Here is a 23,868-nt window from a genome sequence, read left to right on the forward strand (position 1 = left end):
CCGGTCGTCGGGAGCGGGTGTGTCGGTGCCGGTTCGTACACTTGTTCTATGGACGAGGGGGTCGCGGTGCAGGGACCGCCCGGCGAAGGGGCCGTGGCGGTCCTGGGTATGCTGCGCGCCGCGCTGGACCGCAGCGTCACCGCGCTGTCCGCTCCGGCCCTGCTGCAGGAGGGTGAGCTCGGGGACGTGCTGGGAGCCCTGGACGCGGTGACCAGCCGGAGCCACGCATTGATGGTCGCGGTGCTGCGGGAGGCGATCGCCCGGGGCCTGCACGGTGAGTCGGGGTTCAGCGAGGTCGACTGGTTGCGCCTGGTCTGCCCCGCGGTGTCGTCCCGCGAGGCCGCTGAGATCGCCTGCCTCGCCCGGGCCGGGCAGGAGCAGGTGCACGGGCCGCTGCTGGAGGCGGTGCGCAGCGGGGCGCTGCCGGTGGGACGCGCCGCGGCGGTGGTCCGGGCGCTGGGGCGGGTCCGGACGGCTATCGGTCCCACGGAGTATGCGCGGGCGGCCGAGCTGATGACCATGGCCGCGACGGATGCCCGACTGGGTGAGGCGGACCTGGCCAGGGTGGGCGCGCAGCTGGTCGCCACCTGTCTGTCGGAGGGCGAGCAGGTCGCCCGTGACCGGGCGCGGGAGCAGCTGAGGGACGTGCACGAGTCGAGCCTGGCCGACGGCTCGGTGCGGCGGGTGGTCATCACCTTCGGCCAGGATGCGGACTACGCCGCATTCCGTGCGGTGATGATGTCACCGCTCGCCGCGCCGGCCACCCTGGAGGAGACACGTGCCACCGGGCAGGTGGAGACCAGGACGCCCGGGCAACGACGTTACGACGCGCTGATGGCCGTGCTGCGCCGCGGTGTGGCCGGGAGCACCGGTCAACCGACGACCCCCAAGGCGCAGCTGATGGTCACCATCCCGCTGGGCGTCCTGACCGGGCAGGACCCGGGGTGCGGCGTCAGCGGCTCCGGCGGGCCGGGTGGGGCGGGCGGACCGGCGCTGAGCGCGCACCGGGCCCGTCAGCTGGCATGTGAGGCGGACCTGATCCCGGCCGTGCTGGGCACCCGCAGCGAGATCCTGGACCTGGGGCGTGCGGCCCGCCTGGTCACCCCCGGCCAGCGACGTGCGCTGGCCCACCGGGACCAAGGTTGCACCTTCCCCGGCTGCTACGTGCCCGCGAGCTGGTGCGACGCGCACCACATCGTCCACTGGTCCCGTGGCGGGCGCTCGGACCTCGCCAACTACGCACTGCTGTGCGCCCGTCACCACACCTGGGTCCACCAGCACGAGAGCACCGCGACGACCGACGTCACCGGCGTCACCTGGCATCTCCGATGACCCTGCCCCGCACCCGGCCGTCACCGGCCGGGTGACCGGCATGCGCCCAGCGCTCGCCGGGCTCGCGGCACCACCGCTCAGCGGCGTCGCCAGGTCACCCAGGCGAGGACGTCCCCCTCGCCGGGGAGGCGTTCGGTCTCGCGCCAGAGCGAGGTGTCCACCTCGGGGAACCGGGTCGATCCCGGCGGCGCGAGGTCGACCTCGGTGAGCAGCAGCCGGTCCGCCGCGGCGATCGTCTGCGCGTAGATCTCGCCCCCGCCGGCCACGAAGACCTCACCGTCCCCCGCCATCAGCAGGGCCTCCGGCAGGGAGTGGGCGACCTCGGCGCCGGGGCCGGTCCAGTCGCGCTGCCGGGTCACCACGATCGTGCGTCGACCCGGCAGCGCCCGACCGATGGAGTCCCAGGTGCCTCGACCCATGACCAGGACACCGCCGGTGGTCGTCTCCTTGAAGAAGCGGAGGTCCGCCGGCAGGTGCCATGGCATCACCGCCCCGTCACCGATGACCCCGTTGCGTCCGCGGGCCGCGATCAGCGTCAACCGCTGGTCGAACCCGTGCTCCAGCAGGCACCCGAGCTGCCCGTCCCGCAGCGCGGCCAAGGCGCGCCGCTCGTGCGGGACGGTCCTGGCGGGAAGGTCGTCCAGCGGCCACCACGCGAGCCGCTCGGCCTTGTCCGGCTCCGCCAGGTGCGGCTCGCCGTCCCAACGTCGGGCGGTCAGGAAGACGTCCACCCTCTGCTCGACCGGGTCGGGCAGGGCGCAGCTGCGCTGCACGGTCGCCCAGTACTCCAGGTCCTCCTCGGCGAGGCGGACGCCCAGCTCCTCCTGCGCCTCCCGGAGGCCCGCGGCCCGGAACGTCTCGCCCGGCTCCACGTGCCCCGCGGCCCCGCACGCCCACCAGCCGTCCATGTACGGCGTGCCCCGTCTCAGCTGGAGCAGCACCTCGGGGCCGCGTGCCCCGTCACGCTGCAGCGCCACGTAGGTCGCGGGCACCAGGGCCCCGGGCCGGGGCGTCGCCGGGGGAACCGTCATACCGCGATCGGTGCCTTGATGGACGGGGCGGCCACGTAGTCCCGCACCTCCACGTCCTCCAGCTCGAAGGCGTCGATCGCCCTCACCTCCGGGTTGAGCCACAGCGTCGGCAGCGGACCGGGGGAGCGGGTCAGCTGCTCGGCCGCCTGGTCGAGGTGGTTGAGGTAGAGGTGGGCGTCGCCCAGGGTGTGCACGAAGTCCTTGGCCCGCAGGTCGGTGACCTGGGCCACCATGTGCGTCAGCAGCGCGTACGACGCGATGTTGAAGGGGACGCCCAGGAAGGTGTCGGCGCTGCGCTGGTACAGCTGGCAGGACAGCCACCCGCGCCGGTCGGGGTCCTCCGGCGCGGCCGGGGCGACGTAGAACTGGAAGAGGGTGTGGCACGGGGGTAGCGCCATCTGCTCGACCTCGGCGACGTTCCAGGCGGAGACGATGTGCCGGCGCGAGTCGGGGTTGGCCCGCAGCCCGGTGACGAGCCGCTGGATCTGGTCGATCGTCCCGCCGTCCGGGCTGGGCCAGGAGCGCCACTGGTGCCCGTAGACGGGCCCCAGGTCGCCCTGGTCGTCCGCCCACTCGTCCCAGATCGTGATCCTGCGCTCCTGCAGCCAGCGCACGTTGGTGTCCCCGCGCAGGAACCAGAGCAGCTCGCCGATGATCGAGCGCAGGTGCAGCCTCTTGGTCGTCAGGGCCGGGAAGCCCTCGGTCAGGTCGAAGCGCATCTGGTGCCCGAAGACCGAGAGGGTCCCCGTCCCGGTGCGGTCCTCCTTACGGATCCCCTCGGTGCGGATCCGGTCCAGGAGGTCGAGGTATGCCTGCATGAAGCCAGCGTAGACGCGGGCGGGGACAGGACGTACGAGGCGCCCGGGCACCCCTTCACCCGTCCTGACGACGGCCCCGCGCCCCGGCTACCCTCGTGTGCCATGAGCCACCCGCACCCCGAGCTGACCGCGCCCCCGCCCCTCCCGGACGGGGGCGTGCGTGTCATCGCGCTGGGGGGCCTGGGCGAGGTGGGCCGCAACATGGCGGTCATCGAGCACCGGGGCAAGCTGCTCGTCATCGACTGCGGGGTCCTCTTCCCCGAGGAGCATCAGCCCGGGGTGGACCTGATCCTGCCGGACTTCACCGCCATCGAGGACCGGCTCGAGGACATCGTGGCGATCGTCCTGACGCACGGCCACGAGGACCACATCGGGGCTGTGCCCTACCTGCTGCGGATGAAGCCGGACATCCCCCTGGTCGGCTCCCAGCTGACCCTGGCGCTGATCGAGGCCAAGCTCAAGGAGCACCGGATCCGGCCCCTCACCCTCGGGGTCGCCGAGGGGCGACGCGAGGTGCTGGGGCCCTTCGACTGCGAGTTCATCGCCGTCAACCACTCGATCCCGGACGCGCTGGCGGTCTTCGTCCGTACCTCGGGCGGCACCATCCTGCACACCGGCGACTTCAAGATGGACCAGCTGCCGCTGGACGGCCGGATCACCGACCTACGCGCCTTCGCCCGGCTGGGGGAGGAGGGCGTCGACCTGTTCATGACGGACAGCACCAACGCGCACGTGCCGGGGTTCACCACCCCCGAGCGGCAGATCATGCCCGCCATCGAGCGCGTCTTCCACCATGCCGGTCGCCGGATCATCGTCGCCTGCTTCTCCTCGCACGTGCACCGCGTCCAGCAGGTGCTGGACGCGGCCGAGCGGTCCGGGCGCAAGGTCGCGATGGTGGGCCGCTCGATGCTCCGGAACATGGGCATCGCCGCCGAGCTGGGCTACCTGCGCGTCCCGGACGGGGTGCTCGTCGACCTGGCCAGGCTGACCCAGCTCCCCGACGACCAGCAGGTCCTCATCTGCACCGGCTCCCAGGGCGAGCCGATGGCGGCCCTGTCCCGGATGGCCAACGGCGACCACAAGATCGACGTGGGGCAGGGGGACACCGTGCTGCTCGCCTCCTCGCTCATCCCGGGGAACGAGAACGCGGTCCACCGCGTCATCAACGGCCTCACCCGGCTCGGTGCCGACGTGGTGCACAAGGAGAACGCCCTCGTCCACGTCTCCGGCCACGCCAGCGCGGGCGAGCTGCTCTACTGCTACAACATCGTGCGACCGCGCAACGTGATGCCGGTGCACGGGGAGTGGCGCCACATGGTGGCCAACGGCGACCTGGCCGTGCAGACCGGTGTGCCCCGCGACCGTGTGGTCATCGCCGAGGACGGGGTGGTGGTGGACCTCGTCGCGGGGCAGGCCCGCATCGTCGGCGCGGTGGAGTGCGGCTACGTGTACGTGGACGGCTCGCTGGTCGGGGCCGCGGACGAGACCATGCTGAAGGACCGTCGGATCCTGCGCGACGAGGGCTTCGTCACCATCATCGTGGTGCGCGACGCCTCGACCGGCACCATCGCGGCCGGCCCCGAGATCCAGACCCGTGGTTTCGCGGAGGGTCAGGAGATCTTCGGACGGGTCCGTCCCCAGCTGGTCGCGGCCCTGGAGGAGGCCCAGCGCCGGGGCAACCCGGACACCTACCAGCTGCAGCAGGTGATCCGCCGCACCGTCGGGTCCTTCGTCGGCGGCAAGCTGCGCCGGCGACCGATGATCATCCCGGTCGTCATCGACGCCTAGCCCGTCCGCGGGCTCCCCGACCCTGTCGGTCGCGTCCGTCAGTCGTGCAGCTCGTGCTCGCCCCGTCGACGCCGCAGCCGCGCCGCCTCCTGAGCGATCTGCTCCTCCGACGGCTCGCGCTCGATGAGCACCGACGCCCCGTGGATGACCACCCCGACGCCCCAGCCGAGCATCGGGAACACCGGCCAGAACAGGGTGCTGACGCCACCGGTGACCAGCCAGATCCCGGTGAGCATCGTCATCACCGCGAGATAGGTGACCAGGTGTATGCGGAAGGCGTTGCGCTCCTCGATCCGCTCCCGCGCCCGCTTGCGCAGGTCCGGGTCCAGCTCTCCGCCGGGCCGGTAGGGCTGCAGCGGGGGTGGGCCGTCGACCGCGTCGTGCGGGCCGTCCTGGGGAGGGTTCACCCGCATCAGCCTACCCACCGTCGGTGGCCCTGCGGGGAGAGCGCGAGAGGGCGTCGGTGACCTGCGGGACCAGGCACCACCCCCAGCCGATCATCGCCCAGAGCGGCCAGAAGTGGCCACCACCGCTGACCGCCCACACCCCGATCAGCATCACCATCATGAAGGCGTAGAGAGCGATCGGGTGGGCCGAGGCGGCGAGGGTCCCCGGGCCCCGCATCCGCGCGCACGAGCCAGGACGGTGGCCGTCGGCCACCTCCGGCCGAGCACCGTGGCCGGCGGTGTCCGGCAGCTCCTCACGACCTCCGGTGCCCGGCGGCGGCAGCGGGGGAGGTTTGGACGGCAGGACGGGGCCGGTCGCGGCATACCCGAGCCGGGCGGGGCCCGCGGTGCTGGTCGGTTCGCTCATCTGCGTGCCTCGCGTCCTCGTCCCGGTCCGGGTGCGGTACCGCACCCTTCGTGATCCCGAGGTTAGGGCCGGTCCAGGGGATCCGGCAGTGACAGGTGTCAGGTCCTGATCCCCTCCCTACGGGCGTGGGACACCTGTGGCTGAGGTGAACATTGGGTACGGTGCGACCGTGGCCAAGACTGCGACAACCTCGACCCGCGCCAGCTCCGGTGGCGCCTCCCGTCGTCCGGCGAGCCGGACGACGGCGACCCGCGGCAAGGGTTCCTCCGGTCCCAGCCGCGGGACCCAGCCGCCGGTCGACCGTGGGCCCTCGCTGCCCGGTCGGGCCCTGCGCGGGATCGCCGGCGCGACCGGGGGGACGGTGCGCGCGATGACCGACACCGCCCGCGACCTCGAGCCGGAGCACCGCCGTGACGGCGCCGGCTTCGTGCTGCTGGCGCTCGCCCTCGTCGTCGCCCTCCGGGAGTGGTGGCAGCTCGACGGCATCTTCGGCGACATCGTGCACGCGGGGGTGGCCGGCACCTTCGGCCGCGTCGGCCTGGCGCTGCCGCTGGTCCTGCTCGCCTTCGCCGTGCGCCTCTTCCGGTCGCCCGACGATCAACGGGCCACCAACAGGATGACGATCGGCACCACCGCGATGCTGGTGGCCGCCAGCGGCATCACCCACCTGGTCGCGGGCAACCCGGACTACGCCGAGGGTGCGCTGGTCATGCAGAGCTCCGGCGGGGTGCTCGGCTTCATGGCCTCCTCCATCCCGGCGTCCGCGATCACGGTGACCGGGGCCTACATCGTGCTGAGCCTGCTCGGGGCCTTCGGCTTCCTGGTGCTCACCCGGACCCCGGTGCACCGCATCCCGGACCGGATCCGTGAGGTGGAGCAGCAGCTCTTCGACTCCGCGCGTTTCGACGAGGTCGACGAGCAGGGACGCCCGGTGCACCGCCGACGTCGTCGCTCCGGGGACCTCGACGGTCCGCGCGAGGGCGACATCGCCTTCGAGCAGGCCGCACAGGTGGACAGCCAGGGCGCCCGCCGTCGTTCGCTGCGGGCCGGCGCCCGGCGCCGTCGCGGCACGGACGCCGAGGCGGCCACCGAGAGCACCGACACGGCCACCGGACCAGCCTCGACCTCGGCTTCGGCCGCCCCGCGCCGCGCGACGGGCTCGCCGGCCCCGGCGAAGAGCGCGCCGACCACGGCGGACGTCGCGGCCGAGGGCGAGAACACCGAGGAGATCCCGTCCCTGCGACCCGGGCAGCGGCGCCCCGCGCCGCCCAGCGCCGCGGAGAAGCTGCGCACCCGCGCAGCCGAGTCGAAGCGTGAGGCCGCGGCGCAGCTCGAGGCCCCGCCCACCACCCAGCTGCCGCAGCGGGTGGAGCAGCTGCAGCTCGCCGGTGACGTCACGTACACGCTGCCCGACTCCGCCATGCTCAAGCCGGGCACCCCGCACAAGGAACGGTCGGAGGCCAACGACAAGATCGTCGACGCGCTGACCGGGGTGCTCGAGGACTTCAACATCGACGCCCAGGTCACCGACTTCACCCGCGGGCCCACCGTGACCCGGTACGAGGTCGAGCTCGGCCCCGGAGTGAAGGTGGAGCGGATCACCGCCCTCTCCAAGAACATCGCGTATGCCGTCGCCAGCGCCGACGTGCGCATCCTCTCCCCGATCCCGGGCAAGTCGGCGGTCGGTGTCGAGATCCCCAACACCGACCGGGAGAACGTCAGCCTCGGCGACGTGCTGCGCAGCCAGGCAGCCCGCAACAACGTGCACCCGATGGTGATGGGCGTCGGCAAGGACGTCGAGGGTGGCTACGTCATCGCCAACCTGGCGAAGATGCCGCACCTGCTGGTCGCCGGTGCCACCGGCTCGGGCAAGTCCAGCTTCGTGAACTCGATGATCACCTCGGTCCTGATGCGCTCCACCCCCGACGAGGTCCGGCTGATCCTGGTCGACCCCAAGCGGGTGGAGCTCACGGCATACGAGGGGATCCCGCACCTGATCACCCCGATCATCACCAACCCGAAGAAGGCGGCGGAGGCGCTGGCCTGGGTCGTCAAGGAGATGGACCACCGCTACGACGACCTGGCGACCTACGGCTACAAGCACGTCGACGACTTCAACAAGGCCATCAGGGCCGGCAAGATCACCCCACCGGCGGGCTCTGAGCGGGTCATGCAGCCCTACCCGTACCTGCTGGTCGTGGTGGATGAGCTCGCCGACCTGATGATGGTCGCCCCGCGCGACGTTGAGGAGTCGGTGGTCCGCATCACCCAGCTCGCCCGGGCCGCCGGGATCCACCTGGTGCTGGCCACCCAGCGGCCGTCGGTGGACGTGGTGACAGGCCTGATCAAGGCCAACGTCCCCAGCCGGATGGCGTTCGCGACCTCGTCGCTGGCCGACTCCCGCGTCGTGCTCGACCAGCCCGGCGCCGAGAAGCTCATCGGCATGGGGGACGCGCTGTTCCTGCCGATGGGTGCCAGCAAGACCATGCGAGTCCAGGGCGCCTGGGTGACGGAGACGGAGATCCACGACGTGGTCGCCCACGTCACCGGTCAGCTGAAGCCGAAGTACGTCGAGGAGGTCATCGCCGCCCCGGTGAGCAAGCAGGTCGACGAGGAGATCGGCGACGACCTCGACCTGCTGCTGCAGGCCACGGAGCAGGTCGTCACCACCCAGTTCGGCTCGACCTCGATGCTGCAGCGCAAGCTGCGCGTCGGCTTCGCCAAGGCCGGGCGGCTGATGGACCTGATGGAGACCCGCGGCATCGTGGGCCCCTCCGAGGGCAGCAAGGCCCGCGAGGTGCTGGTCCGGCCGGACGACCTGGAGACCACCCTGGCGCTGCTGCAGGGCCAGGACCCGCCCCGGCCAGAGCCGGAGAGCGACTCCGAGCCCTTCTCGGCGAACCCGAGCGAGGTCGTCGATGTGCAGGACCCGCAGGACGGGGTGCGGGACGCCCGCTACGACGGGGACCCGATCGGCGCGTCCGCCGTTCCCGAGGACGAGGAGCCCGAGAGCGAGGACGCCTGGGACCTGACCGGGCGGTGAGGTGGTGGCACCGGCGCGGGAGAGCTCGTTGGAGCTGCTCGAGGTGGGGACGGACCTGTGGGAGGACGCGCTCGCCGCGTTGTCCGACCAGGACCTGACCGGGCTGTCCACCCTGCCCGGGTGGAGCCGGGCGCACGTGGTCGCGCACGTCGCGCTCAACGCCGTGGCGCTGACCAACCTCGTCACCTGGGCACGGACCGGCGTGGTGACGCCGATGTATGCCTCGCCTCAGGCCCGGGACGCGGACATCGAGGCGCTGTCCCTGCGCCCGGCGGCAGAGCTGCGGGAGGCGTCCGCACGCGCCGCGCTGGGACTGCGGGAAGGTCTGGCGGCGATGCCCCGGCGCGCGTGGGCGCGCAAGGTCAGGGTACGGCAGGGGACCGAGGTCGAGGCCACGGTGATCCCGTGGCTGCGGGTCCGGGAGGTCTTCCTGCACGCCCTGGACCTGGGGTCCGGGGTCACCGACGCCGACCTGCCGGAGGTCTTCGCCGACCTGGTCGTCGGGGACGTGGTCCGACAGCGGTCCCGGGTGCAGGGGCACCCCCGGCTGCACCTGCGTGCCGACCCCGGCGATGCCCGGTGGGACATCGGTGCGCCCGGCCCGGAGGACCCCGTGGTGGTCGGTGACGTCCGAGCGCTGGCCGCCTACGTGAGCGGCCGGGCCGCCACCCTGCCGCTGAGACGCACCGACGGTGCAGGGGCCGATGTCGATGCGGATGCCACGGGCGGGGCCGGGTTCGCGCCGCCGGAGCTGCCCCCCTGGCTCTGAGCGTCCGGGGCGTGCCGGTCGTCGGCCCGCGGCCGCGCACCTACACTCGAGGCATGTCTTCAGCCCGTAGCGTCGCCGTGGTCACCCTGGGCTGCACCCGCAACGAGGTGGACTCCGAGGAGCTGGCCGGAAGGCTCGCCTCACAGGGGTGGACCCTGGTCGAGGACGCCGCCGAGGCAGACGTCGCCGTGGTCAACACCTGCGGCTTCGTCGAGCAGGCCAAGAAGGACTCCGTCGACGCCCTGCTGGAGGCCAACGAGCTCAAGCAGACCGGCAGGACCCAGAAGGTGGTCGCCGTCGGCTGCATGGCGGAGCGCTACGGCGAGCAGCTCGCCGCCGAGCTCCCGGAGGCGGACGCCGTCCTGGGCTTCGACTCCTACGCCGACATGTCGACCCACCTGCGCAACATCCTCGCGGGGGAGCGGCCCGCCTCGCACGTGCCCCGCGACCGGCGCCGACTGCTCCCGATCTCCCCGTCGGACCGGCGCGGTGCCGCGGGTGCGGTGTCGCTGCCCGGCCACCAGCAGGAGGAGACCGCCGAGCCCCTGGTCCCGCTGGAGCAGGTCGCCCCGGCGACCGGGCCCAGGGTGGTCCGGGCGCGGCTGGACGGCCGCCCGTGGGCACCGCTGAAGATCGCCTCCGGCTGCGACCGGCGGTGCGCCTTCTGCGCCATCCCGATGTTCCGCGGCGCCTTCGTCTCGCGGGCCCCCGCCGAGATCGTGGCGGAGGGTGCCTGGCTCGCCGAGCGGGGGGTCAAGGAGCTCTTCCTGGTCAGCGAGAACACCACCTCCTACGGCAAGGACCTCGGTGACCTGCGCCTGGTGGACGCCCTGCTGCCCGAGCTCGCCGAGCTGCCGGGCGTGGAGCGGGTCCGGGTGTCGTACCTGCAGCCGGCCGAGATCCGTCCCGAGCTGCTGGACGCGATGGCCCGCACCCCCGGCGTGGTGCCCTACTTCGACATCTCCTTCCAGCACGCCTCCGGGCCGCTGCTGCGCCGGATGCGCCGCTTCGGCGACCGGGCCTCCTTCCTGGGGCTGCTGGAGCAGGTCCGTGACCGGGTGCCGGAGGCGGGGATCCGCACCAACGTGATCGTCGGCTTCCCCGGCGAGACCGAGGAGGACCTGGCCGAGCTCACCGACTTCCTCTGCGAGGCGCGGCTGGACGTGGTCGGCGTGTTCGGCTACTCCGACGAGGACGGGACCGAGGCCGAGGACTACGAGGGCAAGCACGACGAGGACACCATCCGGGAGCGGGTCGAGCGGGTGAGCGCGCTGGTGGAGGAGCTCACCGCGCAGCGCGCTGCGGACAGGATCGGCACCCGGGTCGAGGTGCTCGTCGAGTCGGTGGAGGACGAGGGCGAGGAGCTCCCGCGCCTGGTGGGCCGTGCCGGGCAGCAGGGTCCGGACGTCGACGGGGTCACCTATCTCGTCGACGACGACGGGGGTATGCCGTCGCTGCAGCCGGGGGACATCGTCACCGCGACCGTCGTCGCCACCGAGGGGGTGGACCTGGTGGCGGTGCCTGAGCCGTCCACCGACCCGCGGGGGCCGGGACGATGATCGGCCCGCACGACCCGGACGGCCCCGAGATCGCCACGGCTCGGGTATCGCCCCGGGTCTCGGTGTGGAACCTGCCGAACGCGCTGACCATGCTTCGCATCGCGCTCGTACCGGTCTTCGGGTGGCTGCTGCTCACGGAGCCCGGGGACGGGTCTCTGCGCTGGTGGGCGTTGGTCGTCTTCCTGCTCGCCATCGGCACCGACTGGGTGGACGGCTACCTGGCGCGCCGGTACGGGCTGATCACCGACTTCGGCAAGCTGATGGACCCGATCGCGGACAAGGCGCTGATCGGGACCGCGCTCATCGGGCTCTCGATCCTCGACCTGCTGCCCTGGTGGGTGACCGTGGTGATCCTGGTCCGGGAGGTCGCGATCACGCTGATGCGGTTCGTGGTGATCCGGCGGGGGGTCATCCCGGCCAGCCGCGGCGGCAAGCTCAAGACCGTGCTGCAGGCCGTCGGGATCAGCATCGTCCTCGCCCCGGTGGGGGGTCTGCTCGGTGACCTCGGGCTGTGGGTGATGTACCTGGCGGCAGCGGTGACCCTGGTGACCGGGATCGACTACGTCCGGCAGGCGTTCGCCGCGCCGCCCCCGCGACCCTCGAGATGAGCGACGACGCCGCCGGTGCCGTGCTGGCGCTGCTGCTGGAGCGCGGGCAGAGCGTGGCCACCGCCGAGTCGCTCACCGGCGGGTGGGTGTGCGCGGCGCTGACCGCGGTGCCCGGCGCCAGTGCCGCGGTGCGCGGCGGGGTGACGGCCTATGCGGTGGGGGTGAAGCACACGGTCCTGGGCGTCCCGGCGGAGGTGCTGGACGGGGTCGGTGCGGTCTCGCCCGCGTGCGCGGTGGCGATGGCACGTGGCGGGGCCCGGCTGCTGGGGGCCGACTGGTGCGTCGCCACGACCGGGGTGGCCGGCCCCGGCCCCAGCGACGGACACCCGGCAGGCACCGTCCACCTGGCGGTGGCCGGTGGGGAACACGGCGTGGCGCACCGTGCGTTGCACCTGCACGGGTCCCGTGAGCAGATCCGCCGACAGACCGTGACGGCGGCGCTGGACCTCCTGGAGGAGAGGCTCGACACGTGCCTGTCACAGTCGCGGGGTACGGTATAAGCATCGGTCGGCACCCCGACCGGTGGGAACGGACCGAGACGACCCGGCGGAGCCGGGACGAGGAGAGTGAGGAGGGATGACGATGGTGCTGTTGCGGCGCGAGCTGGGGGACGCCCTCCGTGAGACCCGACAGGTCCAGGGGCGCACCCTGCGTGAGGTCAGTGCCTCCGCGGCCTGCTCCCTCGGGTACCTCTCCGAGATCGAGCGCGGCGAGAAGGAAGCCTCCTCGGAGCTGCTCGCCTCGATCTGCAAGGCCCTGGACGTCTCCCTCTCCCAGATGCTCTCCACGGTCGCCGACCGGGCCAGCCTGGCCGAGGCTGCCGAGGCCCAGATGACGACGGTCCTGACCACGGGCCTGGCGCGCCCCCTGCACCGACGGGTGCGCGACGAGCGCTCGGTCGTCTCCGCGGCCTGACACCCGGTCCCGACACGACCCCGCGATGAGCCCCTCCCGATGACGCGACGACGCAGCATCGTCCCCCTGGCGGCCGCGGCCCTGCTGCTGTCCGGGTGCTCGGTGGGCCCGGAGGAGTCGGGACAGCCGGCGACCGGGCAGACCCTGGACGTGCAGGCGTTCGCCGACCGGGTCGGCCAGGACGGCACCATCGTGCTGGACGTCCGTACCCCGCAGGAGTATGCCGGGGGGCACCTGCCGGACGCGGTCAACATCGACCTCGCCGCGGACGACTTCGCGGAACGGATCGAAGAGCTGGAGCTGGGGGCCACCTACGCCGTGTACTGCCGCACCGGGAACCGCTCTGCGGAGGCGATGGAGACCATGCTGGACGGCGGCTTCGTCGACGTCGCCCACCTGGAGGGCGGCATCACGGCCTGGGAGTCCGCCGGGAGAGACGTGGTCAGCACACGCTGATGGAGCTCGGCATCGTCCATCGTCCCGGAAGGGTCGAGATCACCCTCACCCCGGGCACGCAGGGGGCGGCTCCGGCGTCGCGCGCCCGGCTGGCCCGGCGGACCGCCACCTTCGAGGTGGACGCGGAGCTGGGGGCGGTGCATCCCGACCTGCTGGTCCTGTCGGCGCTGCTGTGCGCGCGACCCTGGGTCGGTACCCGCACCGAGATCACCTCGTCGGTGGCCGCCAGTCCGGCGCTGGCGGAGGCGCTCCGGACCGGCCCACGGCTGCGGCTGCGGTCGGTCTCCCCGGACGTGCAGCCACGTCCGCGTCCCGGCGGCGACGGCCGTGACGGGGATGGCGACGGGGGCGGTGTGCCCGGCCTGTGCTTCAGCGGCGGCACCGACAGCGTGGCCGCCCTGGCGATGATGCCGGAGCGGACCCGCTCCTATCACCTGCTCCGCCGGGCGCCCGTGGACGAGCGTCGCGCCACCATGTTCGACACCCGTGCGGCCGAGCAGTCCTGCGCCCGGGTCCGCGCGACCGGCCGGGCCGTCGTCGTGGTCCCCAGCGACGTCGAGTACCTGCGCGACCCGACGGGCTTCCCGCACGACTTCACCACCGCGGTTCCCCTGCTGCTGCACGCGGACGCGGACCGGCTGGACGCGGTGGCCTGGGGAGCCCCGCTGGAGGCCACCTACCGGTTGCAGCGCGGGATCTTCCGGGACCTGGCCGACTCCCCGTTCCTGCGCGAGTGGGGTGCCGTCTTCGACGCCGTCGGCCTGCCCGTGCTGCTGCCCGTGGCGGGGGTCTCCGAGGTGGTGACCAGCACCATCGTGGCGCGGCACGAGCTGGGCTCCGCCGCCCAGTCCTGTGTCCGCGGTCCTCGGCTCGGACGGCCGTGCGGGCGGTGCGCCAAGTGCGCCCGCAAGACCCTGCTGGCCGGTGCGGTCACCGGCAGCTGGCCGGACGACCACGTGCTGCAGCGGCAGTGGCGAGGGGTGGAGCCGCGCCAGCACCTGCTCGCCGACCCGATCAAGGTGGAGCCGGTGGTGTCGCATTGCGTGCACCGGTACCTCGCCGACGGTGGCGCCGACCCGTTGCTGCGCCTGGTCGTGGCCAAGACCGGCCCGGACCCGCTGCCCTGGCTGACCCGGTCCTACCCGCCCGCCCTCGAGCACCTGCCCGCCCCCTACCGCCAGGAGGTGCAGCAGCGGCTGCTCACCGTCGCGGAGCCGATGACCGCCGAGCAGGAGCAGGCCGTGCGGGACTATGCCGTCCCCGGCCCGGAGGACCCGAGCCGAGCCGCCGCCCAACGCGAGCTGGAGGCTTGGCTGGCCGCGCACCCCTCCCATGACCGGATGGCGCGGTCCGTGAGCCGGGTCCGCCGCGTGCTGAGGGCCGGGGTGCGTCGGTGGGGACCCAGGACCTGGGCCATCCGAGGCCCGGGCTCGAATACAGGTTCAGGGTAGGCGGGTCTAGGTGTAGCGGCGCCGGGCGTGACCCAGCGGCGTCTGCGGGGCACCGTCGTCGGTGGGGGCACGGCCGCCTTGGCAGCCGGGGCACGAGAACATCACCCGCTGCTGCGGCTGCTGACCGATGGGGGCCAGCCTGATCGGGACACCGCAGCGTTTGCAGGGCAGACCGACCCGTCCGTGCACCCACGCGTCGTCGTCCGCGACGTCCCCGCGGCCGGTGATCGTGGTTCGACCCTGGCGGCAGCTGAGTACGAGCAGCCGGCGGGCGGTGGACAGCAGCTCCTCGACCTGACCGGGGTCCAACCCGCCCACCGGTGTCCACGGGTTGATGCCGAGCAGGAAGAGCGGCTCGGCGGTGAAGATGGTGCCCATCCCGGCGACGTTGCGCTGGTCCAGACAGGCCTCGGTGATGGTGCGGTGCGGGTCGGCCCGCACGTTGGCCAGGGCGACCTGCGCGTCGTACCCGGGGTCCAGCAGGTCCGGCCCGAGGTGCCCCACCACCCGGTGCTCCTGGCTGGTAAGCACCAGGTCGAGCATCCCGAGGCTGTCCCCGACGGCGACCCGGCGGGTCGACCACAGCAGGGCACGGACGGTGTGCCGGTGTCCGAGGGCGTGCCGTCGACCGACCGGGTGCACCCGCCAGGAGCCCTCCATCCGCAGGTGGCTGTGCACGGTGAGGTCACCCTCGACCCGGTGCAGCAGGTGCTTGCCCCTCGGCACCACCTCCAGGGTGCGTCGCCCGGACAGGTCGGCGGTGGCATGGGCGGGCACCCTGATGTCGGACCCGGCCAACCGGTCCCCGGCCAACCCCTCGTGCAGGCGCTGCGCGGTACGCCAGACCGCGTCCCCCTCAGGCACGGCCCCGACCCCTGGCTCTGGCCCTCATCCTGCCCACCCTGCCCACCCCGACCGGGCGAGCGTTGTGCTCGGACCGGGCGAGCGTTGTGCTCGGACCGGGCGAGCCTCATGCATGCACCACGGGTATGCCGGGCCGCGCGTCGCCCGCGCGCGCCGCAGGGCGTCCGTCGGTTCGGCTACCGGTGGCGGGGTCATCACCCCAGTGTCCCCTCCGGAAGGTGCAGGCGCTCGCCGTGCCAGTCCTCACGCAGCCAGCGGTCATGGCTGGCGACCACCACGGCACCCGGGTAGTCGGGCAACGACAGCTCCAGCTCGGACACCAGCAGGAGCGAGAGGTGGTTCGTGGGCTCGTCGAGCAGCAGCACGTCCGGCGGGTCAGCGAGGACGACCGCCAGGTCCAACCGACGGCGCTGTCCGACGGACAGGTCGCCCACCCGACGGTCGAGGTCCCGCTCGGCGAGCAGCCCGTGGTCGGCCAGGGGGTGCCGTGACGCCTGCTCCTGGCCGACGGCGACGGCATACTCCTGCCGTACCGACCGTGCGGAGGGCCGGGGCAGGGGCTCCTGGCTGAGCAGTCCGACCCTGACCCCGGGCGCCACCATGAGCACGCCGCCGGCGGCCGTCCCCGTCGGGAGACCACGTCCCGCGCCGGCGAGCACCTCCAGCAGCGTCGACTTGCCGGACCCGTTCGCACCGGTCACCAGCAGCCGCGTGCGCCTGGACACCGTCAGCGACACCTCGCCCAGCCGCCCGTGCACACCGATCCGGTCAGCGGTCAGCACCGGGCCAGGGGGAATCGTGCGCCCGACCGACCCCGGCGGTCCACGGAAACGCAGCCGCGCCGGTGGCTGTCTGACCTGCGCCGCCTCCAGCCGCTCCAGGGCGGTGGCGGCGTCGTTGACCCGCCGGGCGACGACGGTGGCGTTGCGGTCGGAGTAGAACTTCCGGCTGGCGCGGGCCTCGGTGCGGGGAGCGCGGTCCGCATGCCCGACCTGCTGGTCGGTCCGCACCCGGGTCCGCAGCCGGTGCAGCTCCTCCTGCTCCTCCCGGTACCGGTGCACCCAGCGACGCCGGTCGTCCCGGCGCTGCTGCAGGTATGCCGAGTAGCTACCGGTGAAGCGGGTGAGCCCGAACCCGGACCCGGGGGAGTCGGCGTCGGTGTCCCCGCCGATCCCGGCACGCGGCATCGGTGCCGGGTCGAGGTCCAGCAGGGTCGTACCGGCCTCGTCCAGGAAGGCCCGGTCATGACTGGCCAGCAGCACCGGACCCGCCCACCCTCGGAGCAGCTCCACCAACAGCTCGGTGCCTTCGTCATCCAGGTGGTTGGTGGGCTCGTCCAGCAGCAGGGTGTCGGGGGAGCGGAGCAGCATCCACGCCAAGGACAGCCGGGACCGCTGCCCACCCGACAGGTCCGCGGCCGGGCGGTCCCGGGGCACGGACGCCAGGCCCAGCCCCTGCACGAGCCGGTCGGTGCGGTGCTCGGTGTCCCACGCCCGGTGGCGACGCGCGGACTCCAGCGCGGCATCCAGACGGGCGCCGGCGCCGGGGTCCTCGTCGGCCAGCGCCGCCGCCTCGGCCTCCACCCGTGCGGCGAGGGCCCGCAGCGGTGCGGTGGCCTCCGCGAGCACCTGCCTCATGCTCAGCCGCGGGTCGAAGGGAGGTTCCTGGTGGTGCAGCCCGACGGTGCCGGGCACCTGGACCGTCCCGGTGTCCGGGCGGTCCAGACCGGCGATGATCCGCAGCAACGTGGACTTGCCGGACCCGTTCTCACCGATCAGGCAGGCCCGCTCGCCGGAGGACACGACGAGCGAGACGTCGGTGAGCACGCGACGGTCGGGGAAGGACCGGGAGATGCCGTCCACACGCAGGTGGGCCGGGCCGGACGCGGTCGAGGCGGGGAGGGAGGACAGCGGAGCGGGCATGGGGGATCTCCTGAGCAGGGGGGACGGGCAGCGCGCACCAGCGCGTCGGGCGGTCGTCAGGAGATCCACACGGCCACGACGGTAGCAAGGGTGGCCCCGGTCCACACCGGGTTATCCGGTGAGGGCGGCCAGTTCTGCGCGCAGCCCGTCCAGGGCCGTCCGGGTGTCGGTGTCGTCCTCGTGGGGTCCTCGCAGCCACTGCGCGTAGGAGCGCACCTCCGACAGCCGCCACTCGAGCCGGAAGAGGTGCAGCAGGTCCGGGTCGTGCTCGACCCGCTCGTGGTAGCCGTCCAGCAGGTCCCGCTCACGGGGCGCGAGCCGCAAGGTCTCCCAGTCCAGGAGGAGCAGGCGTCCGTCCTCGGTGCGCCACTGGTTGTGCGCGCCGGGCTCCCCGTGGGTGGGTACGTAGGTCGCGTGATCCAGGCCTTGGCGCAGCCGCAGGTATGTCGTGAGGCCCCGTTCGACGGCGCCGCTCAGCCCGGCGCGCACGTGCGCCCTGGCGACCTCCCCGTGCGGTCCCGCCCATCCGTCCCCGGCGACCCAGGCCGTGAGCTCGTCCACCAGGTCGGCCGCCACCGTCGGTTCCCAGGTGAGCACGCCAGGTGGCGGCGGGGATGCATGCAGCCGGTGGAGGGCTTCCACGGCTTCGGGCCCCACCGAGGGGGGCCGGTGTCCTTCCAGCCACGCGGTGCAGCTGAGCCAGCCCTGGTCGAACCGGCTGGTGAGACGACCTGCCCGGGTCGGGAGACAGGCGTGCACGACGTCCAGCGTGCGGGCCAGGTGAGCGGCGGCGGCGTAGGTGGCCTCCGCCGACTCCGCGGTGTGCCACAGCGGCGGGTCCAGCGTGACGAAGAGTCGGGCGGTCCCCTCGACCTCTGCTCGCCAGTGCCAGGCACCGAACCCGACGGCGAGGTGGCGCACGGCAGTGACGTCCGGGCACCACTCGGTGCGCACCCGGTCGAGGACCTGCTGGTCCGAGAGGCTCGTCGGTGGCTGGTGCACACGGGCAGGCTAGAGCAGTGACACCGCCACCGGTCGCCGTGTCACCGACGCGGCCTCGCTCACCGCCGCAGGCGCAACCCGCTCGGCGAGGTGTGGAAGCCGGCGGCGGTCAGGGCCGCGGCCAGGGGATGCTCCGAGCCGAGCGCCCCGGCGCCGTCGATCTTCGTGATGGTCAGGCCTCGCAGGGCGCCCTGCCGCACCGCCGTCGCCAGGGCACCGGCGACGTCAGGCCACAGGTCGTCGCCGGAGGTCTGCGGTCCGGTGGCGAAGGTCAGGGCGCTGCGCCCGCCCCGCTCCAGGTAGAGCGCCGGGACACCGTCCACCAGGACCACCATCGCCCCGGCCTTGCGTCCCGGGCGGTGGGTGCCCTCACCGGTGCCCTGCTCGGGCCAGGGGACCGCGGCGCCGAAGGGGTTCGCGGGATCGGTCGCGGCGAGCAGTACCGTCTCGCGGTCGTCGTCGGTCCCGGGGACGCCCTGGGTGCCACGGGCGGCGTGGTCCAGGGCTCGGAGCCGGTCGATGGCGCCCGCACTGCCGAACTGGGCCGCACCCAGCCCCTCGACGACATACCCTCGGCGGACCCTGCCGGCCTCCTCGGCGCCGGCCAGCACCCGGTAGACACCGGAGAACCCGCCCGGGACGCCCTCGGCGACCACGGAGCCCCTGGTCAGCACCCCGTACCGGTCCAGCAGCGTCTCCGCCGTGGCCAGCCCGAGCACGGTCGGGTCGGTCTCCACCGGTGGCAGCAGCGACCAGCGGCCGACCGCCGTCGGCGGGCCGGACCGGGCCGGCATCGAGGGTCGTCCCGGGCGGGACGACAGCGCCACCGACCCGCGCGACCACCGACCGCCCCGGGAGGGGGCCCGTCGCGCCTTGTGGGTGCTCCGTCCCCCGGCCAGCAGGGCACGCACCGGCGCGAAGGTGTCCGCCGAGACCCGCCCGGCCCACACCAGGTCCCACAGCGAGGTGGTCAGCCGCTGGTCGTCGGTGGACCCGGCGGCCTCGGCCAGGGCCCGGAAGAAGTAGGCCCCGCCGGCGACCCGTTCGAGGACGTCGAGCACCGTCCGGGCGTATGCGTCCTCGACCTCGTCGGCCGCGGCCATCGTCAGGTGCGCGCTCTCACCCAGGTGCAGGGACACCCAGCCGTCGTCGCCGGGCAGCGACCCGTGCCCCTGCCAGAGGGCCTCGCCCGAGGTCATCAGCTCGTCCAGCATGCCGGGGGAGTAGCCGCGGACCCGGACCGGCAGGATCAGCGACTCGACGGCGGAGGCCGGCACCCGGGCCCCGGCGAGCTGCTCGACCGCGCGGGCCAGCCCGTCCAGGCCGTGCAGCTCGCCCACGGACTGCCACCGGGGCAGGAACCGCGCGTACGCCTGCTGCGGGACCGGCTCGACCTCCTGCCGCAGCGCGGCGAGCGAGCGCCGTCTCAGCAGGCGCATCACCTCGGCGTCGCACACGTCGTCGTCGCCGGCGCCGTCCGGGACCAGCGCGCCCTGGACCATCCGTCCGGCCGAGACCTGGCGCCGCAGGACGTCGCGGACCACGGCGGTGCCCAGGCCCAGGCGGGTGGCGAGGCTCTCGGGGGTGAACGGGGTATGCGTCCGCGCGTGCCGCACCACCAGGTCACCCAGGGGGTCGGGGACACCCTCCAGGAAGGCCGCCGGGACGCCGACCGGGACCGCCGCACCGAGGGCGTCACGCAGGCGGGCGGCATCCTGGGCGTCGGCCCAGCGTTGCTGTCCGGCCACCCGGACCTCGATGACGCGGCGGGACCCGGACAGCCCGAGCAGCCAGTCGGTCACCTGGTCACGGTGCTCCTCGCGCGTCCGCGCGGCCACCTCGTCGGTGGACAGCGGCCCCAGGACCCGTAGCAGGTCGACGACCTCCTCGGGGTCCCGGGCCGAGCGTGCCTCCGTGAGCCGCTGCAGCTCCTGGCCGGTGCGGGCCACCACCTCGGGGTCCAGCAGGTCGCGCAGTGCCGCCCCCTCGCCGCGGCCGAGCAGCTCGGCGAGCAGGCTCGGGTCCAGCGAGAGCGCGGCGGCCCGGCGCTCCGCCAGCGGGGAGTCACCCTCGTAGAGGAACTGCGCGATGTAGCCCATCAGCAGCGAGCGGGCGAACGGGGACGGTGCGCTGGAGGACACCGAGACCAGCCGGATGCCACGGGAGGCGATAGAGCGCATCAACGTCCGCAGGGCCTCCACGTCGTAGACGTCCTGCACACATTCACGCACCGCTTCCAGCACGATCGGGAAGGTGGGGTAGCGGGAGGCGACCTCCAGCAGCTGCGCGGACCGCTGCCGTTGCTGCCAGAGGGGCTGGCGACGCCCGGGGTTGCGTCGGGGCAGCAGCAGCGCACGGGCGGCGCACTCGCGGAACCGGGAGGCGAACAGCGCGGACCCGCCGATCTCCTGGGTCACCAGGTCCGCGACCTCGTCCGGGTCCAGGGTGAGCAGCTCGGCGATCTCGGCGTCCAGCCGCGCTCCGTCGGTATGCCCGCCCGCCCGGCGGCCGGCGCCGTCCGGCTCCTCCTCATCCGGTGCGTCGTCGACCCCGAGGTCGGGAAGGCGCAGCACGATTCCGTCGTCGGCGGCGAGGGCCTGCACCTCGGTGCCGAGACGTTCGCGCATCCGCGCGGCCAGGCAGAGCGCCCAGGGGGCGTGCACCGGCATACCCCACGGGGAGTGGACCACGACCCGCCAGTCACCGATCTCGTCGCGGAAGCGCTCGACCACGATCGTCCGGTCGTCCGGGAGGTGTCCCACGCTGGTCCGCTGGTCGGTGAGGTAGGTGACCAGGTTGTCCGCGGCGAAGGCGTCCAGCCCGCGGCCGAGCAGCGTGGCCCGGGCCTCCTCCGGGGAGGAGGCGCCGATCTCCCGGACGAAGGCGCCGACGGCCCCGCCGAGCTCGGCGGGCCGACCCTGGGACTCGCCCTTCCAGAACGGCAGCCGCCCGATCTGTCCGGGCGCCGGGGTGACCAGCACCTGGTCGTGGGTGATGTCCTCGATCCGCCAGCTGGTGGTGCCGAGGGTGAAGACGTCCCCCACCCGGCTCTCGTAGACCATCTCCTCGTCCAGCTCACCGACCCGACGTCCGGGGCCCTCACCGGTGGCGAGCATCACCGCGTAGAGCCCCCGGTCGGGGATGGTCCCCCCGGAGGTCACGGCCAGCAGCTGCGCCCCCCGGCGGGCGCTGAGGGTGTCGGTGACCCGGTCCCAGACGATGCGCGGACGCAGCTCGGCGAAGTCCTCGCCGGGGTAGCGGCCGGCCAGCATGTCCAGCACCGCGTCCAGCACCGAGCGGGGCAGCGAGGCGTAGGACGCCGAGCGACGCACCAGCTCGAACAGGTCGGTGACCGTCCAGTCGTCCATCGCCAGCATCGCCACGATCTGCTGGGCGAGCACGTCCAACGGGTTCGTGGGCACCCGGACCTGCTCGATCATCCCGGCACGCATCCGGTCCACCACGACGGCCGTCTGGACCAGGTCGGCGCGGTGGGTGGGGAAGAAGACACCGTGGCTGACGGCGCCCACGTGGTGGCCGGCGCGGCCCACCCGCTGCAGGCCGGACGCGACGCTGGGCGGGCTGGCGACCTGGGCGACCAGGTCCACGGCCCCCATGTCGATGCCCAGCTCCAGGCTGCTGGTGGCCACCACCGCGGGCAGCCGCCCGGTCTTGAGGGCCTCCTCGATCTCGGCGCGCTGCTCCTTGCTCACCGACCCGTGGTGCGCCCGGGCCAGCACCGGGGGCGCGCTGGTGCCCGCACCCGACTGGGCCATCACCTGCGCCGGCGGGCGCTGTCCGGGGGACGGCTCGGCCTCGTCCTCGCCGGGGCGCTGCCGGGCGTCCCAGGCCTCGTTCAGTCGGGAGGTGAACCGCTCGGCGACCCGGCGCGAGTTGGTGAAGACCAGTGTCGAGGTCTGCGCGGCGACCAGGTCGACCACCCGGCGCTCGATGTGCGGCCACAGGGAGGCCCGTTCCTCCGGGTCGGGGTCCGGGGCCGGCGCCCAGACGTCCTCACCCTCGAGCTCGGGCAGCACCGGCCCGGCGCCGACCGCCGGCTCGTCGCCGCTCTCGTCGCTCTCGATGTCGTCCGTCCGGCCATCGGTCCCGTCGTCGGTCCCGGGGTTCTCCGCGCCCCAGTCCGGGCTGGTCCCGGCCCGCTGGGCCGGTGGCTCAGGAGGCCCGATGGTTCCCGCCACCTCCACGCTGCCGGGGTCGGACATGTCCGGCACCGGGACCACGACCTGCAGGTCCCACTCCTTGGTCGAGGGCGGCTGGACGGTGGTCACCGGCCGGCCGCCGGCGAGGTAGCGACCGATCTCCTCGACCGGGCGGACGGTGGCGGACAACCCGATCCGTTGGGCGGGGCGCACCAGCAGCTGGTCCAGCCGGTCCAGGGTCAGCGCCAGGTGCGCGCCGCGCTTGGTGCCGGCCACCGCGTGCACCTCGTCGATGATGACCGACTCGACGCCCGTCAGCGCGCTGCGTGCCTGCGAGGTCAGCAGCAGGAAGAGCGACTCCGGCGTGGTGATGAGGATCTCCGCGCCGTCCTTGGCGAACGCCCGCCGCTGCGCCGCCGGGGTGTCCCCCGAGCGGACCGCGACGGACACCGCAGGGGAGGGCAGCCCGAGGCGGGTGGCGGCATGCCCGATGCCGACCAGCGGGGAGCGCAGGTTGCGCTCGACGTCGACGGCCAGCGCCTTCAGCGGCGAGACGTAGAGCACCCGGCAGCGGCCGACGTCCTCGGTCTCCTCCGCCCCGCCGCCCGCCCTCGCACCGGCGCCACGGGACGCGCGGCCGGCTGTCCGTCCAAGCCTTCTAGCCGCCGGTGCGGGCCGGGGGTCGGCAATGATCCTGTCCATCGCCCACAGGAAGGCGGAGAGCGTCTTGCCCGACCCGGTGGGAGCGACGACCAGGGTGTGGTCGCCCTGGCTGATCGCGTCCCAGGCGCCGGTCTGGGCCGGCGTCGGCCCGGGGAACGACGCGTCGAACCACGCGCGGGTCGCGGGGGAGAAACGGTCCAGCACGGGGGCCGGTCGGGCGTCGGTCACCGTGTCACTGTGCCACGCGCCACCGACAGTGGCAGGGCGGCGAGGAAGGGTCCGTCGAGGACCTTGCCCCGGAGCTCGCCGGGGCCGGTGTCAGTCGGAGGGGCCGCGGCTGGTCGCGCCGGGGTCGTCGCCGCGCTGCGGCACCAGCCGGCGACGCGTCTCGGCGACGACCTTGTTGCCGTAGGCGCCGCTGACGGGCGGCATCGGAGGCCGCTCCATCTCCTTCTTCTCATGGTGGTCGGTACGGTGCGGCGGGCGCCACAGCTGTGCCGCGACGAGCAGCTTCTGCCACCAGGCCAGGTCCTGCGTCGAGCTCATGGTGTCCTCCAGTGCGTGCCGTCGATGAGAGCGGCACCATCCTCTCATCCCGGGGCGGTCCCTCGGCAGCGGGAGGGCGGAAAACCGCTGGTGGCCCGTCGGTGGCCGGGCATACGCTGCAGCACGCT

The 23,868-nt window shown here is 73.6% G+C and carries 19 protein-coding genes; 10 read left to right on the forward strand and 9 right to left on the reverse strand.

The window, feature by feature from the left end; translation table 11 throughout:
• Positions 1-48 precede the first annotated feature (48 nt).
• On the forward strand, positions 49-1,332 hold the full coding sequence (locus tag ACI3EY_RS12730; protein WP_405040613.1) for an HNH endonuclease signature motif containing protein: 1,284 nt from the start codon (positions 49-51) through the stop codon (positions 1,330-1,332).
• 77 nt (positions 1,333-1,409) lie between these two features.
• Here the strand turns inward: ACI3EY_RS12730 and ACI3EY_RS12735 are convergent, their stop codons facing one another.
• Positions 1,410-2,363, reverse strand: coding sequence for a dihydrofolate reductase (locus ACI3EY_RS12735; RefSeq protein WP_405038244.1), 954 nt, complete (start codon positions 2,361-2,363; stop codon positions 1,410-1,412).
• Positions 2,360-3,181 (reverse strand): thymidylate synthase, encoded by an 822-nt coding sequence (locus tag ACI3EY_RS12740; RefSeq protein ID WP_405040614.1) that lies wholly within the window; start codon positions 3,179-3,181, stop codon positions 2,360-2,362. The genes ACI3EY_RS12735 and ACI3EY_RS12740 overlap by 4 nt, the downstream gene beginning before the upstream one ends.
• 102 nt (positions 3,182-3,283) lie before the next feature.
• Here ACI3EY_RS12740 and ACI3EY_RS12745 point away from each other — a divergent pair, with 102 nt between their 5' ends.
• Entirely contained in the window at positions 3,284-4,969 is a 1,686-nt protein-coding gene (locus ACI3EY_RS12745) for a ribonuclease J (RefSeq protein ID WP_405038242.1), read from the forward strand.
• A 38-nt stretch (positions 4,970-5,007) separates the two neighbouring features.
• Here ACI3EY_RS12745 and ACI3EY_RS12750 read toward each other — a convergent pair whose 3' ends face one another.
• A complete protein-coding gene (locus tag ACI3EY_RS12750; RefSeq protein WP_405038241.1) occupies positions 5,008-5,376 on the reverse strand; it encodes a 2TM domain-containing protein in 369 nt (122 codons plus the stop codon).
• Between the two features lie 10 nt (positions 5,377-5,386).
• On the reverse strand, positions 5,387-5,782 hold the full coding sequence (locus tag ACI3EY_RS12755; protein ID WP_405040615.1) for a 2TM domain-containing protein: 396 nt from the start codon (positions 5,780-5,782) through the stop codon (positions 5,387-5,389).
• Between the two features lie 370 nt (positions 5,783-6,152).
• Between ACI3EY_RS12755 and ACI3EY_RS12760 the strand changes: the two genes are divergently transcribed.
• The 8 genes from ACI3EY_RS12760 (at position 6,153) to ACI3EY_RS12795 (ending at position 14,583) form a co-directional block, all read left to right on the forward strand.
• On the forward strand, positions 6,153-8,825 hold the full coding sequence (locus ACI3EY_RS12760) for an FtsK/SpoIIIE family DNA translocase (protein ID WP_405040636.1): 2,673 nt from the start codon (positions 6,153-6,155) through the stop codon (positions 8,823-8,825).
• 4 nt (positions 8,826-8,829) lie between these two features.
• The gene (locus ACI3EY_RS12765) at positions 8,830-9,594 is read left to right on the forward strand and encodes a maleylpyruvate isomerase family mycothiol-dependent enzyme (protein WP_405040616.1); all 765 of its coding nucleotides are present in this window, start codon (positions 8,830-8,832) and stop codon (positions 9,592-9,594) included.
• Between the two features lie 53 nt (positions 9,595-9,647).
• Positions 9,648-11,153 (forward strand): 30S ribosomal protein S12 methylthiotransferase RimO, encoded by a 1,506-nt coding sequence (gene rimO / locus ACI3EY_RS12770; protein ID WP_405040617.1) that lies wholly within the window; start codon positions 9,648-9,650, stop codon positions 11,151-11,153.
• A complete protein-coding gene (gene pgsA / locus ACI3EY_RS12775) occupies positions 11,150-11,761 on the forward strand; it encodes a CDP-diacylglycerol--glycerol-3-phosphate 3-phosphatidyltransferase (protein ID WP_405038237.1) in 612 nt (203 codons plus the stop codon). The genes rimO and pgsA overlap by 4 nt, the downstream gene beginning before the upstream one ends.
• Positions 11,758-12,261: a CinA family protein gene (locus ACI3EY_RS12780; RefSeq protein WP_405040618.1), complete on the forward strand. Its 504-nt coding sequence runs from the start codon at positions 11,758-11,760 to the stop codon at positions 12,259-12,261. Before pgsA ends, ACI3EY_RS12780 begins: the two co-directional genes overlap by 4 nt.
• Positions 12,262-12,343: 82 nt before the next feature.
• On the forward strand, positions 12,344-12,676 hold the full coding sequence (locus ACI3EY_RS12785; RefSeq protein WP_405038278.1) for a helix-turn-helix domain-containing protein: 333 nt from the start codon (positions 12,344-12,346) through the stop codon (positions 12,674-12,676).
• Between the two features lie 39 nt (positions 12,677-12,715).
• Complete coding sequence (locus tag ACI3EY_RS12790) at positions 12,716-13,132, forward strand: rhodanese-like domain-containing protein (protein WP_405040619.1); 417 nt, start codon at positions 12,716-12,718, stop codon at positions 13,130-13,132.
• The gene (locus ACI3EY_RS12795) at positions 13,132-14,583 is read left to right on the forward strand and encodes a DUF6395 domain-containing protein (RefSeq protein WP_405040620.1); all 1,452 of its coding nucleotides are present in this window, start codon (positions 13,132-13,134) and stop codon (positions 14,581-14,583) included. Before ACI3EY_RS12790 ends, ACI3EY_RS12795 begins: the two co-directional genes overlap by 1 nt.
• A 6-nt stretch (positions 14,584-14,589) precedes the next feature.
• Here the strand turns inward: ACI3EY_RS12795 and ACI3EY_RS12800 are convergent, their stop codons facing one another.
• The 5 genes from ACI3EY_RS12800 to ACI3EY_RS12820 all read right to left on the reverse strand — a co-directional run bounded on the left by ACI3EY_RS12800 (position 14,590) and on the right by ACI3EY_RS12820 (position 23,740).
• On the reverse strand, positions 14,590-15,447 hold the full coding sequence (locus ACI3EY_RS12800; RefSeq protein ID WP_405040621.1) for a DNA-formamidopyrimidine glycosylase family protein: 858 nt from the start codon (positions 15,445-15,447) through the stop codon (positions 14,590-14,592).
• Positions 15,448-15,641: 194 nt separating this feature from the next.
• A complete protein-coding gene (locus ACI3EY_RS12805) occupies positions 15,642-17,369 on the reverse strand; it encodes an ABC-F family ATP-binding cassette domain-containing protein (RefSeq protein WP_405040622.1) in 1,728 nt (575 codons plus the stop codon).
• A gap of 111 nt (positions 17,370-17,480) precedes the next feature.
• Positions 17,481-18,371 carry a hypothetical protein gene (locus ACI3EY_RS12810; protein WP_405040623.1) on the reverse strand — a complete coding sequence of 297 codons (891 nt, stop codon included), beginning with the start codon at positions 18,369-18,371 and terminating at the stop codon, positions 17,481-17,483.
• 59 nt (positions 18,372-18,430) lie between these two features.
• Positions 18,431-23,422, reverse strand: coding sequence for an Lhr family ATP-dependent helicase (locus ACI3EY_RS12815; RefSeq protein ID WP_405040624.1), 4,992 nt, complete (start codon positions 23,420-23,422; stop codon positions 18,431-18,433).
• A gap of 90 nt (positions 23,423-23,512) precedes the next feature.
• A complete protein-coding gene (locus ACI3EY_RS12820; protein WP_405038229.1) occupies positions 23,513-23,740 on the reverse strand; it encodes a hypothetical protein in 228 nt (75 codons plus the stop codon).
• Between the last annotated feature and the right edge of the window lie 128 nt (positions 23,741-23,868).

Source organism: Serinicoccus shuyuelongi (genome assembly GCF_045032955.1).
GTDB lineage: Bacteria > Actinomycetota > Actinomycetes > Actinomycetales > Dermatophilaceae > Ornithinicoccus.